Raw genomic sequence first — 15,535 nt, forward strand, 5'->3', positions numbered from 1 at the left:
TCGCATTTTACCTGTTGTCCATTGTAACACGTTGATATCGAATTTTGTTAAGTTAACAAACGAAAAAGTCAAAGCCGGAATTTCGGACTTTGACTTTTCCGTCAATAGCTATTTCGACTTACTTATTTAGTGTCTTTGTTATCTTGATCGTCTTCTACTTCTTCGAAATCTGCGTCCACTACACTGTCGTCTTCTTGACCAGGTTGTGCATCACCTTGAGCGGCTTGTGCTTCTGCAGCAGCTTGCTCATATAGTTTTACAGATAGAGCTTGTACTAATTCGTCAAGTTTTTCTTTCTTCGTACGAATTTCTTCAAGGTCTCCAGATTCATTAGCAGCTTTCAATTCTTCTAATGCTGCTTCCGCTTCTTTAACTTCCGCTTCATCCACTTTACCTTCAATATCTTTAAGTGTCTTTTCAGCCATAAATACTAACTGATCTGCTTCGTTGCGAAGTTCTGCTTCTTCTTTACGTTTTTTATCTTCTTCAGCGTGCGCTTCTGCATCTTTAACCATTTGATCGATCTCTTCATCAGAAAGGCCTGAACTAGATTGGATTGTGATGTTCTGTTCTTTCTGTGTACCCATATCTTTCGCTTTAACATTGACGATACCGTTTTTGTCGATATCGAATGTTACTTCGATTTGTGGAACGCCACGTGGTGCTGGTGGAATATCCGTCAATTGGAAACGGCCTAATGTTTTATTGTCAGTCGCCATCGGACGCTCACCTTGCAATACATGGATATCTACTGCCGGCTGATTGTCAGCTGCTGTAGAGAATACCTGTGATTTGCTTGTAGGGATTGTCGTGTTGCGGTCGATTAGCTTTGTGAAAACAGATCCCATTGTTTCAATACCTAGTGATAGAGGTGTTACGTCAAGAAGTACAACGTCTTTTACGTCTCCAGTTAGGATTGAACCTTGAACTGCCGCACCCATTGCTACTACTTCGTCTGGGTTTACGCCTTTGAATGGCTCTTTACCTGTTACATTTTTGATTGCTTCTTGTACTGCTGGAATACGTGTAGAACCACCAACCAAGATGACACGGTCGATTTCAGATGCTGTAAGATCTGCGTCTTTAAGTGCTTGACGCGTTGGAATCATAGAACGTTCTACTAGGTCCGCTGTCAACTCATCGAATTTACCGCGAGTTAATGTGATTTCCATGTGTAGTGGTCCTGCTTCTCCAGCTGTGATGAACGGAAGAGAAATTGAAGTGGATGTTACACCAGACAAATCTTTCTTCGCTTTTTCAGCTGCATCTTTCAGACGTTGCATAGCCATTTTATCTTTAGAAAGATCAATGGAGTTTTCTTTACGGAATTCTTGTACCAAGTAATCCATGATAATATCATCAAAGTCGTCTCCACCCAGTTTGTTATCTCCTGCAGTTGAACGTACTTGGAATACTCCATCACCTAGCTCAAGAATGGATACGTCAAACGTACCGCCACCTAAGTCATATACGAGGATAGTTTGATCTTCATCTGTTTTATCTAAACCGTAAGCAAGTGCTGCTGCTGTTGGCTCGTTGATGATACGCTCTACTTCAAGACCAGCAATTTTACCAGCATCTTTTGTTGCTTGACGCTGTGCATCGTTAAAGTACGCAGGAACTGTAACAACAGCCTTCGTTACTTTTTCGCCTAAGTATTCTTCTGCATAGCCCTTCATGTATTGAAGAATCATTGCAGAAACTTCTTGTGGAGAATATTCTTGGCCATCCACTTCTACTTTAAAGTCCGTACCCATATGTCTTTTAACAGACATGATCGTGTTAGGGTTTGTGATAGATTGACGTTTTGCTACTTCCCCTACTTGTCGTTCGCCATTTTTGAATGCGACAACGGATGGTGAAGTTCTGTTACCTTCAGGGTTCGGAATTACTTTCGCTTCTCCGCCTTCATATACTGCTACTACTGAGTTTGTTGTTCCTAAGTCAATACCGATAATTTTACTCATTTGTGATTTTCCTCCTATAATGTGAATGCTTTAGTTTTTTATTCGTTTACTTTAACCATGGATGGTCGTAGTACACGCTCTTTAAGTTTATATCCTTTTTGCAGTTCTTCCAAAACAATTCCAGAATCTTTCTCTTCTTCATTGCCTGTCATCACTGCCTGATGGAAGTTCGGATCGAATTCTTGATCAAGTGCTTCGATTTCTTCGAGTCCGTCAGATTTTAAAGCTTCTACTAATGAACGGTAGACCATTTCCATCCCTGTTAAGAGGGCTTTCGTCTCTTCCTCTTTTGCTTCAACAGCAAGTGCACGTTCGAAGTTATCCAGTACAGGCAAAATATTCACCATAACGTTTTGTGCACGGTATGTTTGTAACGTTTGATAGTCGAGTGAAGCTCGTCTTTTGACGTTTTCCATATCTGCTAATACGCGTAATCTTTTACCCTCTTCTTCTTCAAGAGCTTTCGTTAATTCATCTATTTTTTTCTCAAGTTCTTGTTCTGTAGTGAGCTCTTCGACGACTTCAACATCTAGCTGATCTGTCGCTTCGGTTTGCTCTTGCTCATTTTCGGAAAGATTTTCATCTAGTTGCTCTTCGAACTCTTGGTTTTCTTTCACGTGTCTTGCCTCCCGTTCCCGTCTTTTCCGATCGTTAATCGATGAAGTGCAGAAGATAAATCATTGCTTAATATATCAAGCAATGTAATGACCCTTCCGTAATCCATTCGCTTCGGACCGATAATTGCGATGGAACCTTCCATATTCTCTCCTGCCGAGTACGTGGAAGTAATCACGCTGTAGTCTTCCATTTCAATCACATTGTTTTCAGAACCTATACGAACTTGAATACCTTGTTCGTTTTTTTGGAAAAGCCCCATGGCAGGATTGCCTTTCTCTATTAGTTCAAAAAATGATTGCATCTTTTGGAAGTCGTGAAATTCCGGTTGTTTCCACATATTCAATTTCCCGCCAAAATACAATCGCTCTTCCGGCTCCACTGCCATTGCTTGCTGCAAGGAGCTGAATAGTTGTTCAGCTTGGTGAATATGCTGTTCAAATACATGTTTCGCTTCGAGTTGCAATTTTTGCTGCAACTGCACAAGCGATGTGCCGATTAGGCGTTCATTTAAAATATTTACCGTCTTCTCAATTTCCGAAGCAGTGAGACCAGGTGGTACATCGAAAATCCGATTTTCCACATGTCCGTTATCGGTTACGATAATCGCCACTGCCCGTTGTTGATCGAGTGGAACAATAGAGAATTTCTTGACGGCATGCGTTGATGTGTCAGGTCCAAGTAGGATCGACGTATAATTCGTCAAGTCAGAAAGAATGGTTGCGGATTTCCGAATTAATTCTTCCGACTCTCCCACTCTCTCCTGAAACACCGTACGCAACTGCAAGCTGTCCTCCAGGCCTAGAGCTTGTGGTTGCAATAAATGGTCCACAAAGAACCGATAGCCTTTTTCGGAAGGCACTCTTCCAGATGATGTGTGAGTTTTTTCTAAATAACCCATATCTTCCAGATCCGCCATGTCATTCCGAATGGTTGCCGAACTAAATGGCGCTTCCGGCTTTTTCGACAGTTGTCTGGAACCAACCGGTTGAGCAGACTCGATGAAATCTTTCACTGTCAATTGTAGTATGAGCAATTGTCTGTTTGTCAACATGATCATCACTCCTGTTAGCACTCATTAACCCCGAGTGCTAATACTACTCATAATTTATCAAATTCTATTTTATATGTCAACGAATCAAACTCAATCTCCTAATAAAAATTCCTGAAATACTGTATTCCCTTGAAATACACCTTTTCTAGTCAAACGAAGATGGTCCCCATCGATTTGTAGAAGCCCTTGCTGCTGCAATTTTTCTATCGGGGTGCCAAAAACTGTATGAATCGGCCGCTCGAATTTCCGCTCGAATTCTTTCATCGAAACCCCTTCGATGATTCGTAAGCCGAGAAACATTTCTTCTTCCATCGATTCAGCCAGAGTTACGTCATGTACTTCTTTACGAGGTAACTTCCCTTCCTCCAATAGATTAATGTAATGTGTCAACGGCCCGACATTCGCATAACGCTCTTTGCCGATATAACCGTGGGCACCTGCACCTATGCCTGCATAATGAGAGTTTTCCCAATAAATCAGGTTATGAAACGAAGGATAACCAGGTTTAGCAAAATTACTAATTTCATATTGATCGCGACCTGCCGCATTCATGCGATCGATTACCATCGAGAACATTTCTGCTTCAATGTCTTCTCCAGGCAATGGCAACTTTCCTTTGACCATTCGATTATAAAAGACGGTTTTCGGTTCCACAATCAATGAATAAGCCGAGTAATGGGGGAGATCAAGCGCTAATGCCCGATTGATGGTCTCTTCCCATTCTCTTACTGTCTGAGTAGGTAAGCTGTACATTAAATCGATGCTAATGTTTTCGAAGCCGACTTTACGCGCAGCCTTAATGACGTTCTCCACGTCTTCATTGGAATGCGTACGCCCAATTTGTTTCAGTAGACGTTCGTTGAAAGTCTGCACGCCAATTGACAAGCGATTAACGCCTTTTTCCTTCAATATAGAAAGTTGTCCTTCCGATAAATCATCAGGGTTCGCTTCTGTCGTGAATTCCTTTAATGCTGTGACATCGATATACTCTGAAACAATTGTCAACAACCGGTCAAGCTGAAGAACATTGAGTGCTGTAGGTGTACCACCACCTAAAAACACAGTTTCCATTTCATCAAATGAATAACCGGCTTCTTTCATATAATAAAACTCTTTGCCGATCGATTCGATGTATTGATCGACAGGTTGATTTTTAAGAAATACTTTATTGAAATCACAATAATGACAAATTTGCTGGCAAAACGGTATATGGATATACACTCCCCGCATGCTGTCACATCCTTTTTAAGTATGTAAACGGCAAAAAGAGGGCGGTTTGCCCCCTTTTCACTGAATTTAATTAATCTTCATCCATCTTCAAAACAGCCATGAATGCTTCTTGTGGAACTTCCACCGAACCAACTTGCTTCATCTTTTTCTTACCTTCTTTTTGTTTCTCAAGCAATTTACGTTTACGGGAAATATCTCCGCCGTAACATTTTGCTAAAACGTTTTTACCCATTGATTTAATAGTAGACCGTGCAACGATTTTTTGACCGATTGCCGCTTGGACAGGAACCTCAAACTGTTGTCTTGGAATTAACGATTTCAGTTTTTCAACGATTGCCTTGCCGCGTTCATAGCTAAAGTCATTGTGCACGATAAAGCTCAGCGCATCCACATTTTCGCCGTTTAGCAAAATGTCCATTTTTACGAGTTTCGAGCGCTTATAGCCAATCAATTCATAATCCAGTGACGCGTATCCTTTTGTACTGGACTTCAATTGGTCAAAGAAGTCATAGACGATTTCAGCTAACGGCAGTTCATAGATGATATTGACACGTGATGCGTCCATATAATCCATTGTCATAAAGTCTCCACGTTTACGCTGACAAAGCTCCATGACAGATCCAACGTAATCATTCGGTACCATGATGGAAGCCTTAACATATGGCTCTTCCACAAAGTCTACTTTTTGCGCACTAGGCATCATCGATGGATTATCTACACTCATCGTTGAACCATCCGTTAAGTTTACTTTATAAATAACACTCGGTGCTGTCGTGATCAAGTCAATATTGAACTCACGTTCGATCCGCTCCTGAATGATTTCCATATGCAACAGGCCTAGGAAGCCACAACGGTAACCAAAGCCAAGCGCTTGGGATGTCTCTGGCTCATATTCAAGTGCGGAGTCATTCAATTCCAGCTTTTCAAGTGCTTCACGCAAATCGTTGTATTTAGATGTATCGATTGGATACAATCCGCAGAACACCATCGGATTCATACGACGGTAACCTGGTAAAGCTTCCTCTGCAGGATCATTGACAAGTGTTATCGTATCCCCTACTTGTGTATCGCCTACCGTTTTAATGGAAGCAGATAAGAATCCTACATCGCCTACAGTCAATTCGTCACGTGGAGAAATACCTGGAGTGAAGACACCTATTTCTAGTACTTCAAATTCTTTACCCGTTGCCATCATGCGAATCATATCGCCAGGCTTTACTTTTCCTTCTACGATACGGATATTGACAATAACCCCTTTATATTGATCATAATGGGAGTCAAAGATCAGCGCTTTTAGTGGCGCTTCCGGATCTCCTTGAGGTGCCGGAACTTTTTCTACGATCTGTTCCAAGATTTCATCAATCCCAATTCCAGATTTCGCAGAAGCTAAAACTGCTTCAGATGCATCTAATCCGATGACATCTTCAATTTCTTTTTTCACACGATCTGGATCTGCTGCTGGAAGATCGATTTTATTAATAACAGGTAATATTTCCAAATCATTGTCTAGCGCCAGATAGACGTTTGCTAATGTTTGCGCTTCGATGCCTTGCGCCGAATCCACGACAAGAATAGCACCTTCACAAGCCGCTAAACTTCTCGATACTTCATATGTGAAATCGACGTGTCCTGGTGTATCAATCAAGTGTAATGTGTAGTCTTCACCATTTTTTGCCGTATATACTAATTGAACGGCATTCAGTTTAATGGTGATCCCGCGTTCACGTTCTAGGTCCATCGAATCCAATGATTGTGATTTCATATTACGTGTTTTCACTATTTCCGTCTTTTCTAAAATTCGATCAGCCAGCGTTGATTTACCGTGGTCGATATGGGCAATGATAGAAAAATTTCGGATGTTTTTTTGACGTGCTGCTCTCTGCTCTTGATTCATCACTGTTCACTCCTACATGTACGTACCTATTTAAGCTACTTGAATTATAGCAGTGAACGGTTCAGACTTCAATATTTGAAAGATTATTGCACGATCATCATTGCGGAAATAGATTCACCAACGACAGATATCGTTTGATTGATCTCCATTTCCGTATTACCCACCCCACCCATTTCGATTAATATGATGCTCGTATTTAAATCTTGATTGTATTTCCCATCTACTCCACGGCCACCTTTGATAATGATTTCCCGTGTAATCCCAGGCACTAATTTTTCCATCTCATTTTTCAATTGCTTTGCTTTGGCCAGATTCCGTTCGTAATACGGATGGTCTCTTCCAATGACGAATGCCACTTTTGCATAGCGTTGACCCGCATGTGTAATCGTCGTTTTGGAAGGACCTAGCGAATCTCTGTGCATGTCGATGACTAAATCATAAGACTGCTCATTAACCTTTTTTTCTACATACGGCCTGATCGCAGCATACGAGCGATGATACGGTATCTTCTGTTGTTGCATGATTTTCACAATATCGATATCGAGCTGTTCTGCCGCAAGGCCATGTGAAATTAAATTCTCCTTTAGCCGCTCGCCCACTTTTAAAATATTCTCTGAATGGTGAGATACCGCTACTTTTCCGTTCGCTGCTTTCGTAATAGGTTCATACGCTTCATGTGAGTGAGTCGAATAAATCAACACACTCCCTTCTGTTTTCGGACGAATATCTTCTTCCAATACATTGGATGCGTAGACTATTGTGCTTGGTTCCTTTAACGAGAGGGCAGTGGGGATGGTCGGCTGTTTGGGAATATACTGCAGAACGACAGGAAAGATGAACAATACAAAGATTACGCTCATCCAGATTTGCATAGTTTTTTTCATAGTAATCCCTCCATCTTCCACACTATGCGGAAGAAAAAAGGTCAATGACTAGTTCATGTATTTACTTTATGAATCCAGCTAATTAATGAAGTCGACAATGCAGTTGCGTAGTTCGCTACCCATGAATCAATTTCTTTTGGAGATATAAATGTCGACAATTCTTGATTGGTCAGTACTTCTTCAAATAATTGGATTCTTTCTTCATGCGTCCAGGATGACCAATCGCCGAATATAGGGCCCAGCGCTGTGCGATCCGCATCTTTAGTTATGCGTTGTGGAAAACGTCCCGTTGAAAGTTTAGACGAAGGCATACCCTCTTCCTCTATTTTCGCTGCGATATAGCCGAACATCGTGTCAATAGCATCCGCCACCAGTACAGGACCGTCCACAACCGTTGGCACACCTATTGCAATGACCGGGATACCGAGACTTTTCTCCGATAACTCTTTGCGGCTGTTCCCTACACCTGAGCCTGGATGAATGCCTGTATCTGTCAGCTGAACCGTGCGGCAAAGCCTTGCACTACTCCTCGCGGCAAGCGCATCAACGACGAGCAATAGATCGGGCTTACTTTGATCGACGATTGCTTTGACGAAGGAAGCCGTTTCCAAGCCGGTCTGAATAGTTACACCCGGTGCATAAACCATCACACCACTCTCATCCGCTTCGTAATAATCCGGTATTACCTCTTTCACGTAATCCATCACGGCGGGTCCAACAGCGTCTGGCGTAATCTCTCGGTTACCGAGACCAACGCATAATACTTTTTTTACGCCGCCCGGTAAATTCTCTTTTATTAATGTGTCCATTTTTTCGACGACAAGTTCACATAACGCTTGAAGCTCTTCGATTTCGTGAACAGCAAGTGTCGGAATCGTTAGCGTAATATATGTACCTTTCGCTTTTCCGATTTCTTCTTCACCTTCTGCCGTTACTTTTACAGTTGTCGCCTTAATTCGACCAATTGTTTGTTCTTCGACACGTATTCCGGACATTTTTTTCAATTTCTTTTCTTCTGACTCTGTCTGATGCCTGACAAATTCGTCACTTTCATCGATTAAATCCGTACGAAAGTAGTTGATTTCGCTCATTTTCTTCACCTCTACTAGCAAGTTTGTGCATTTTACCGGCGTTTATTCTGGAATTGTTTGCTGTAAAGTTGAATCGCTTTACTTTTTTTCTTGCAATCTGTCTGTAGCTTTGTTAAAATTATGCTTGTTGTAAAGAGATGTCCGGATGATTGTGGAAACACTCTTGCCTTACCTGAAAGCTGGAGGTGAATGAAATGCCAAACATTAAAGGTGCTATCAAACGCGTGAAACAAAGTGCTGCTGCGAACGAGCAAAACTCTAACGTAAAAGCTTCTATGCGTACTGCTATCCGTAAAGCGGATGCGGCTCTTATGAATAACGAAGAGAACGCTGAAGAACTTTTGAGAAATGCTGTGAAACAATTGGATACTGCTGCCCGTAAAGGTCTTATCCCAAGAAACACTGCTGCTCGCCAAAAATCACGTCTAACTAAAAAAGCTCAATAATGATATGTTAAAAGACTGCCTCCTCGTGACGGCAGTCTTTTTTTGCGTTCTTATAGACCATTCATTAAAAATAATTCCAATTTACGCTGGCGATTACCACTCGTAGTTTTAAGTTGCAGATCAATCGTTGCCAAATCATCCAATGCTTTTAGCAACACTTGCAAAGGCGGAAGCTGTCGCTGCATCATCAATTTAACACGATATGGATGGATTCGTAGCGTTGTGGCAATTTGTTGTTGTTGATAGCCTTTTTTCCGTAAATTTGTCACGTGTATCATTAAACGGACTTGACTCGCTATGAGTGACGCTAGCATGATCGGCTCTTCTCCATTGCGTAATAAATCATGGTAGACAGTGATTGATTCCGCCCGTTTATTATTGACGAATGAATCCGTTAGGCGGAATACATCCATCTCAGGTGTCCTGGTCACCAGTTGCTCAATAACAGCAGTATCCACAATGCCATTAAACGCTAAGTAGCCAGCGAGCTTGTCCACTTCCGTAGCCAATGTGAGTAAGTCGGTTCCAGATATCTCCATAAGAAATTCGGCGGTCTTTTTATCAAACTCAATTCCTTTATCCTTACCTTGCTGCATTATCCACGTAGATACATCTTGCCCTTGCAAAGCAACGGCTTCTACAACGACTGCATGCTTTTTTATTTTCTTCGTTATTTTCTTCCGCGCATCTAATTTTTCATATGGGGCCACAAATACTACGGTAGCAGTAGGCGATGGGTTTTCCAGCCATTGTTCCAACATTTCTAGTTGATGGTTCTGCTTTTCCTTTGAATGATCCGTCGCTTTCAAGAATGAACAATTTTTTGCGACGATTAATTTATGGTCGACTAAAAATGGAAATTCATTCGCCACTTCGAGTACAGCCTGAATTGGAATTTCTTCTAAATCAAAACGATTCACTTCTGATGATGTCATACCAGGGATTGCTTTGATTAATTTTTTGATCGTTTCATCAAGTAAGTGTTGCTCTGTGCCTGTTAGTAGATAAACTGGCTGCACATCACCTTTTTCAATTTGACTCCAAATTTTTGTAACCATTTTCTCCACCTCAATTACCGATTGCTTGCTATTAAAAACCTGTGATAACTATACATGAAAATCAATCATTTCTCCATACTAGCAAGTAAAGGAGGTTTTTATTGATGAAAAAATCTAATCGTTTGGACGTAAATTCACGTAAAAAATTGAAATCTGAGGAGAAAGAAGAAATATCACTAGAGTTAACAGAGCTTGATCATTTAGCACCGAAGCAGGAACCGATGACACCGAACCATCGAGAGACGGCGGAAAAGGACAAATACTATTAATTCTACACGACGAGGCGGAATTTGCGATGCGCAACTCCGCTCGTATAACTTATAAGGCACGGACTCTATGAACAAATTGTGTCAACGTATGTGACAACTCCTAAAAACTGCGATTTTAATGGATTTTTCTTTCACTTTCATCTATACTTAGTATGGAATTAGGAGGTGTAGCAATGAATGAATTTGAACATGATGTCCAGTCCAAACGTAATGATGCGATTGACAGCGGCATCGGCTTTATAGTAGCGTTTATCGGTTTTTCTGCAATTTTTGTTGTTGCTACGATCATCGATATCGTCGCTCTCTAATCAACTGTTGTATAAAATAGACACATCCACCACATTGGTGGATGTGTCTATTTGTTTTTCTAACGACTCGAAGTGGCGGTGTACACTCCGTCTTTCACACGCAATTCAATCGTTCCTCTTTCGGCTGTCGACCAAAACGGTATACTGTGTTCATCAAAGCGCTCGATTACTTCTGCATGCGGATGCCCGTAGCGACTATTCCTTCCCGCTGATACAATAATAAAATCTGGCTTAAGAAAATTAATAAACGGCTCTGTACTCGATGTTTTGCTTCCATGATGGCCAGCTTTTAGTACAACGCGTTGAAAATCAGCAGTTAGATATCTCTGCAAAAACCGCTGCTCTCCCTCTTTTTCGAGATCTCCAGGAAAGATGAAATGAAGATCTTCTTTCTTCATCACAAGTACCAATGAACTATCATTTCCATCATATTTACGTTCTTCTGGCGCTACATACTGGAATTGATAGTCTGCCACTCTCCAATTCATCCCTTCCTTAACTAGTTGCACTGAAATGTTCTGCTCCTTTGCCAACTGCAACACTTCATCCATCGCCTTCTCCTGTTCACTGCCAGGCGACAAATGAATTTCCTTTACCTTCAACTCGTCTAATACTTCATCGGCACCCTCCATGTGATCCATATCGGCATGAGATATTATCAGCCGATCTATTTTCGTGATTCCTTTTGCTTTTAAGTACGGCACGACGATATTTCGCCCGATTTCAAAAGGTTGCTCAGGTGTTTTCCAGTCAGTTTCGCCAAAATGGACAACTCCACCTGTATCTATTACATACACTGCTTTCCGATACGGCATTTCGATTATCGTGCTATCCCCTTGCCCGACGTCTACATACGAAATGATTACGTCACGATGCAGTATCGGTTTAATTTCTAGATAGAGCGCTGGGAGAAGCAAGCAGATCAGACCGATGAGGATGAACTTCTTTCTTTCCAGACAGACGAGAAAGATGAGGATACCGACAACAGCAAGTGCTGAGCCGACGCCCCCCGGTTGTCCGGGCGTCCACATTTGATAAGGAAAGGAAGCAAACCAAGTCGTTACACTACCAATCCATAGTCTCACTGGCTCATAGATGAGAAAGAGAATGCTTGCTAGCGGTGGCGCGATGTAGGTGCAGATCAATAACAATAAATTGACAGGTAGGATAAATAATGAATACAACGGAACGTAGAACAAATTCGCGATAAAAGAAGAAATCGATAACTCGAAGAAGTGATAGAGCAAAATAGGATAAAGTGCAACTTGTGTAATGACGGTGACGAGAAATGAAACGACCAATCCATTTTTCGCTTGATTAAGAATAGCTGACGAGTACAACAAAGAAAACGCAGCTAAATAGGATAACTGAAATCCCGGCTGGAACACGATAAAAGGTTGCATTATGATGAAGAATAATGCGCTTAAAGCAAGAGCATCATCAAGGCGCAACTTTAAATTACCTGAAACAGCAAGTAATACAATCATGGTCACCGTGGCTGCACGCCAGACAGACGGTGCTCCACCAGCAATACATGCGTAGATTGGCAAAAAAATGAGTAATCCGTATGTCACCCACTCTTTACGAAAGCTGATACGCAGCAATATCGCTCGAATGAAAAACGTCAATAAACCGACGTGCAAGCCAGAAATCGCAAATAGATGCGTAATACCTAGCGTCTGATACTCATTTTGCAAGATGCGATCCATACCCGAACGGTCACCGATCAATAACGCTTCTGCTTCTGTAACGAGTGAAGGTGGAAATTGATTATGAATATGTTGTTTAATCGCAGAACGATAGTGAGAGAGTCGTGAACGCGGTGTAGTAAGTCGTTCGCTCGATGTGATACGAGTGGCTTCTAGTATGCCTGCGGCTCCATTCATTCGTAAATAACGCAGCATATCGAATGAATACTCATGGGCAGCTGGTTCCATTTCTTTTGGCTCTACTTCCGCCGTGAACTGATACGTCGCTAATCGCGCAGACTGAAATCGGATTTTTTCTTGTTCGGAATGTAACGGATACATCATATAGACAACGGTGCCGTCGGATAAGGTAGCGAAACCTTTTACTTTAGCCCCGTCGATTTTCACTTGATCTTTCCAATGAAAAGTCACGACTGAATCGTCAGGAAGAGTTGTAAAATGGCTAGAGAAATAGAAAAAAGAGAGACTTGCAAGAAGTGTGCAAAGAAGGAGGTGTAGATAATCTTTGCGTAAGAAGTAGAACGGTATGAGGAATAAAGCATTCAAAAATAAAAGCGATCCTGAAAGCTCAGCTGCAAACGCAGAAATCGCAACAGGAATCGCTATATACATCCATCGTATCGATCGGATTAATTGCCAAATAAATGATTCACCCTTTGCAAAAGGGCATCCAGTTCTTCAGGTTCAGCGCCAAGTTCCTGCATTTTCGTCAACATCTCGTTGAATAATGAAAATTTCTCTTCACTGGCGAAATCAATTGAACGCGCGTCAAACGGTACTTTTTCAATCTTTACGCCTGCTTGCGCAAATAGCTCGAGTGCATACTCACTATTACGATAATCTTCGGCATATTTAATGCGTTCTATCCCTGCCTGAATCAATGCTTTACTACACTGTAAACACGGGAAATGCGTGACATAAATGGTCGCCTTGGCAACCGGTATGCCATATTTGGCACATTGTAGTAATGCATTCATTTCTGAGTGTATCGTTCGAACGCAATGATTGTCCACGACATAACAGCCGTGTTCAATACAATGATCTCCACCCGATATCGAACCATTATAGCCGCCAGCAATAATGCGTTGGTCTCGTACTAAAATGGACCCTACCGAGAGTCGCGTACATGTGCTGCGCATCGCCAGCAAATGACTTTGCGCCATGAAGAACTGATCCCAAGTAATTCGCTCCATACGGTTGCCTCCATCAGTTAAGAATTATATGTGGTTCTAATTTTTCAAATGTTTTGTCACCAATACCTGACACATTTTTAATTTCGTCCAATTGCGAAAAAGCTCCATGCTCTTCACGGTATTGAACAATCGCCAGAGCTTTTGCTGGGCCTATGCCAGGAAGTGTCTGGAAATCATTTTCATTCGCAGTATTGATATTTACTTTTGAAGTGGAACTGTCAGAAGATGATGACGCTGAAGCCGGTTGCTCATATACCGGTGGCTCTTCTCCTGCGACCGGTACATAGACGACAGATTCATCCTGTAGTCTTTGCGCATGATTCAACAACCTGGTGTCAGCGGCATCTGTGTAGCCTCCTGCTTTGTCGATTGCATCAAGTAATCGATCACCATCTTGCATCGAATAAAGTCCAGGATGTTTCACTGCACCTTTAACGTCCACTAGAATTGCAACAGTAATAGCTTCCGCGACCAATTCGACAGGCGCTTCCACTTCTTTATTTTGTTCAGCTGTTTCAATTGGTTCAAATAGGGATTGTCCATGTTCTTCGGAAAGTTGATCCGGTTGTTCTTGGGGAAAGAACAAAACAGTGGAAAGTACAGCGAACGCTGCAATAGGAATGATCAATGTACGCCATTTTTCGGTAAAGAATGAACGGATAAGCAACAATCCTTTCTTTCAGCACCGTATGGAGTCTCATTAACTATACCCGATTCCGAAATACTATGGTAGTCCTATTTTCGAACTTGGAAGAATATTCTCTCACTTTCTTCCTCAGGTGCTTCATCTTCCCAGTCTGCAAAAATTCGTTCAATCTGAAATCCAACCTCTTCAAGCATTTGAACATATTCCGGTACTGCAAACGATCGTTGCATATGTACTTCGTCAAAACGTTGATACGAATTATCTCGTTGTTTTACGAAAAACACCAACTCGGAGTAAATTGAATGATTCTCGTCTCCAGGGCTAGTTTGCCAAATATATGCAATACGTTGATTATCAAAAACAAAAGGTCCTTCAAGGAAGATCTCATCCATTTTGTATAATGAATGCACATCAAAGAGCAACACGCCACCCGTAGCAAGCGCTCCATAAATCCGGCGGAACGTTTCTATGACGTCTTGCTGCTTTATTACATAGTTCAATGAATCGATTGAGATGATTGCAGCATCAAATGTATCTTCTACATCCAGTTGCTGCATAGGTTGCTCGATAAACTGAATATCCAGAGAAAATGACTGTGCACGGTGCGAAGCAACCTCGAGCATATCTGAAGAAAGATCAATACCGGTGACATGTGCCCCTTTTTTCGCAAGCATTGCAGAAAGCAAGCCAGTTCCACAACCTATATCTAATACTTTTTTCCCTGAAACGCCAGCAGACGCCAAATCGAGTAACTCGACATAGGCGTCATACGGGATATCATTCATTAGTTCGTCATAAATGGATGCGAACGCTGAATAGGAAGAACTCATATTTCTTCCTCAACGTTTAGTAACTGTGCGTCTCCCCATAGCTTTTCCAAGTTATAGAATCCGCGTTCGTCTCTGTGGAATACATGGACGACTACGTCTAGAAGATCGACTAAAATCCAACGACCTGCGTCAAACCCTTCCAAACGTTTCACCGTGTATCCTTCTTTAGAAGCCGCATCCGCTACTTCGCGCGCGATGGCTTGCACTTGTCTTTCAGAGTTAGCATGACAAATGATGAATTGATCAGCAATTAGTGAGATGCCCTCCATGTTTAATACTACGATGTCTTCTGCTTTCTTACTATCTACTGCTTCATAAGCTAATTCTAATAATGTTGGCAT

Annotated in this window: 16 protein-coding genes; 3 read left to right on the forward strand and 13 right to left on the reverse strand. The window is 41.8% G+C overall.

Annotation, left to right across the window (positions count from 1 at the left end; all coding sequences use genetic code 11):
• Positions 1–122: 122 nt before the first annotated feature.
• The 7 genes from dnaK to gpr all read right to left on the reverse strand — a co-directional run bounded on the left by dnaK (position 123) and on the right by gpr (position 8,735).
• Positions 123–1,967, reverse strand: coding sequence for a molecular chaperone DnaK (gene dnaK / locus CSV68_RS02790; RefSeq protein WP_099634173.1), 1,845 nt, complete (start codon positions 1,965–1,967; stop codon positions 123–125).
• A gap of 38 nt (positions 1,968–2,005) precedes the next feature.
• The gene (grpE, locus tag CSV68_RS02795) at positions 2,006–2,584 is read right to left on the reverse strand and encodes a nucleotide exchange factor GrpE (RefSeq protein ID WP_099634174.1); all 579 of its coding nucleotides are present in this window, start codon (positions 2,582–2,584) and stop codon (positions 2,006–2,008) included.
• On the reverse strand, positions 2,581–3,636 hold the full coding sequence (hrcA, locus tag CSV68_RS02800; RefSeq protein ID WP_099634175.1) for a heat-inducible transcriptional repressor HrcA: 1,056 nt from the start codon (positions 3,634–3,636) through the stop codon (positions 2,581–2,583). Before hrcA ends, grpE begins: the two co-directional genes overlap by 4 nt.
• A 90-nt stretch (positions 3,637–3,726) precedes the next feature.
• Positions 3,727–4,866, reverse strand: coding sequence for a radical SAM family heme chaperone HemW (gene hemW / locus CSV68_RS02805; protein ID WP_099661410.1), 1,140 nt, complete (start codon positions 4,864–4,866; stop codon positions 3,727–3,729).
• 70 nt (positions 4,867–4,936) lie between these two features.
• Positions 4,937–6,760: a translation elongation factor 4 gene (gene lepA / locus CSV68_RS02810; RefSeq protein ID WP_099661411.1), complete on the reverse strand. Its 1,824-nt coding sequence runs from the start codon at positions 6,758–6,760 to the stop codon at positions 4,937–4,939.
• Positions 6,761–6,843: 83 nt separating this feature from the next.
• Positions 6,844–7,644, reverse strand: coding sequence for a stage II sporulation protein P (gene spoIIP / locus CSV68_RS02815; protein WP_233190426.1), 801 nt, complete (start codon positions 7,642–7,644; stop codon positions 6,844–6,846).
• 53 nt (positions 7,645–7,697) lie between these two features.
• Complete coding sequence (gene gpr / locus CSV68_RS02820; protein ID WP_099634178.1) at positions 7,698–8,735, reverse strand: GPR endopeptidase; 1,038 nt, start codon at positions 8,733–8,735, stop codon at positions 7,698–7,700.
• A gap of 194 nt (positions 8,736–8,929) precedes the next feature.
• Between gpr and rpsT the strand changes: the two genes are divergently transcribed.
• Entirely contained in the window at positions 8,930–9,181 is a 252-nt protein-coding gene (gene rpsT, locus CSV68_RS02825; protein ID WP_099634179.1) for a 30S ribosomal protein S20, read from the forward strand.
• A gap of 50 nt (positions 9,182–9,231) precedes the next feature.
• Here the strand turns inward: rpsT and holA are convergent, their stop codons facing one another.
• Positions 9,232–10,239 carry a DNA polymerase III subunit delta gene (gene holA, locus CSV68_RS02830; protein ID WP_099634180.1) on the reverse strand — a complete coding sequence of 336 codons (1,008 nt, stop codon included), beginning with the start codon at positions 10,237–10,239 and terminating at the stop codon, positions 9,232–9,234.
• A gap of 104 nt (positions 10,240–10,343) precedes the next feature.
• Between holA and CSV68_RS17125 the strand changes: the two genes are divergently transcribed.
• Both CSV68_RS17125 and CSV68_RS02835 read left to right on the forward strand, forming a co-directional pair.
• Positions 10,344–10,508, forward strand: a complete 165-nt coding sequence (locus CSV68_RS17125) for a hypothetical protein (RefSeq protein WP_158233022.1) — start codon at positions 10,344–10,346, stop codon at positions 10,506–10,508.
• A gap of 173 nt (positions 10,509–10,681) precedes the next feature.
• A complete protein-coding gene (locus CSV68_RS02835) occupies positions 10,682–10,816 on the forward strand; it encodes a YqzM family protein (protein ID WP_029054667.1) in 135 nt (44 codons plus the stop codon).
• A gap of 59 nt (positions 10,817–10,875) precedes the next feature.
• On the opposite strand, the gene CSV68_RS02840 is transcribed toward CSV68_RS02835, so the two are convergent.
• The 5 genes from CSV68_RS02840 to rsfS form a co-directional block, all read right to left on the reverse strand.
• Positions 10,876–13,137, reverse strand: coding sequence for a DNA internalization-related competence protein ComEC/Rec2 (locus CSV68_RS02840; RefSeq protein WP_099661412.1), 2,262 nt, complete (start codon positions 13,135–13,137; stop codon positions 10,876–10,878).
• 17 nt (positions 13,138–13,154) lie between these two features.
• The gene (locus CSV68_RS02845; RefSeq protein ID WP_099634182.1) at positions 13,155–13,718 is read right to left on the reverse strand and encodes a ComE operon protein 2; all 564 of its coding nucleotides are present in this window, start codon (positions 13,716–13,718) and stop codon (positions 13,155–13,157) included.
• Positions 13,719–13,731: 13 nt separating this feature from the next.
• Positions 13,732–14,385 (reverse strand): helix-hairpin-helix domain-containing protein, encoded by a 654-nt coding sequence (locus CSV68_RS02850; RefSeq protein WP_233190427.1) that lies wholly within the window; start codon positions 14,383–14,385, stop codon positions 13,732–13,734.
• A 68-nt stretch (positions 14,386–14,453) separates the two neighbouring features.
• The gene (locus CSV68_RS02855) at positions 14,454–15,194 is read right to left on the reverse strand and encodes a class I SAM-dependent DNA methyltransferase (protein ID WP_099661413.1); all 741 of its coding nucleotides are present in this window, start codon (positions 15,192–15,194) and stop codon (positions 14,454–14,456) included.
• Entirely contained in the window at positions 15,191–15,535 is a 345-nt protein-coding gene (rsfS, locus tag CSV68_RS02860) for a ribosome silencing factor (RefSeq protein ID WP_099634184.1), read from the reverse strand. The genes CSV68_RS02855 and rsfS overlap by 4 nt, the downstream gene beginning before the upstream one ends.

It is taken from the genome of Sporosarcina sp. P29, from assembly GCF_002743265.1.
Lineage (GTDB): Bacteria > Bacillota > Bacilli > Bacillales_A > Planococcaceae > Sporosarcina.

Bases quoted from the DNA above. Each gene is read 5' to 3' on its own strand.
- CSV68_RS17125 (WP_158233022.1), top strand. From the start codon at position 10,344: ATGAAAAAATCTAATCGTTTGGACGTAAATTCACGTAAAAAATTGAAA.
- hemW (WP_099661410.1), bottom strand. From the start codon at position 4,866: ATGCGGGGAGTGTATATCCATATACCGTTTTGCCAGCAAATTTGTCAT.
- CSV68_RS02855 (WP_099661413.1), bottom strand. From the start codon at position 15,194: ATGAGTTCTTCCTATTCAGCGTTCGCATCCATTTATGACGAACTAATG.
- CSV68_RS02835 (WP_029054667.1), top strand. From the start codon at position 10,682: ATGAATGAATTTGAACATGATGTCCAGTCCAAACGTAATGATGCGATT.
- CSV68_RS02840 (WP_099661412.1), bottom strand. From the start codon at position 13,137: ATGTATATAGCGATTCCTGTTGCGATTTCTGCGTTTGCAGCTGAGCTT.
- dnaK (WP_099634173.1), bottom strand. From the start codon at position 1,967: ATGAGTAAAATTATCGGTATTGACTTAGGAACAACAAACTCAGTAGTA.
- lepA (WP_099661411.1), bottom strand. From the start codon at position 6,760: ATGAATCAAGAGCAGAGAGCAGCACGTCAAAAAAACATCCGAAATTTT.
- holA (WP_099634180.1), bottom strand. From the start codon at position 10,239: ATGGTTACAAAAATTTGGAGTCAAATTGAAAAAGGTGATGTGCAGCCA.
- rsfS (WP_099634184.1), bottom strand. From the start codon at position 15,535: ATGCCAACATTATTAGAATTAGCTTATGAAGCAGTAGATAGTAAGAAA.
- CSV68_RS02845 (WP_099634182.1), bottom strand. From the start codon at position 13,718: ATGGAGCGAATTACTTGGGATCAGTTCTTCATGGCGCAAAGTCATTTG.
- gpr (WP_099634178.1), bottom strand. From the start codon at position 8,735: ATGAGCGAAATCAACTACTTTCGTACGGATTTAATCGATGAAAGTGAC.
- spoIIP (WP_233190426.1), bottom strand. From the start codon at position 7,644: ATGAAAAAAACTATGCAAATCTGGATGAGCGTAATCTTTGTATTGTTC.
- rpsT (WP_099634179.1), top strand. From the start codon at position 8,930: ATGCCAAACATTAAAGGTGCTATCAAACGCGTGAAACAAAGTGCTGCT.
- hrcA (WP_099634175.1), bottom strand. From the start codon at position 3,636: ATGTTGACAAACAGACAATTGCTCATACTACAATTGACAGTGAAAGAT.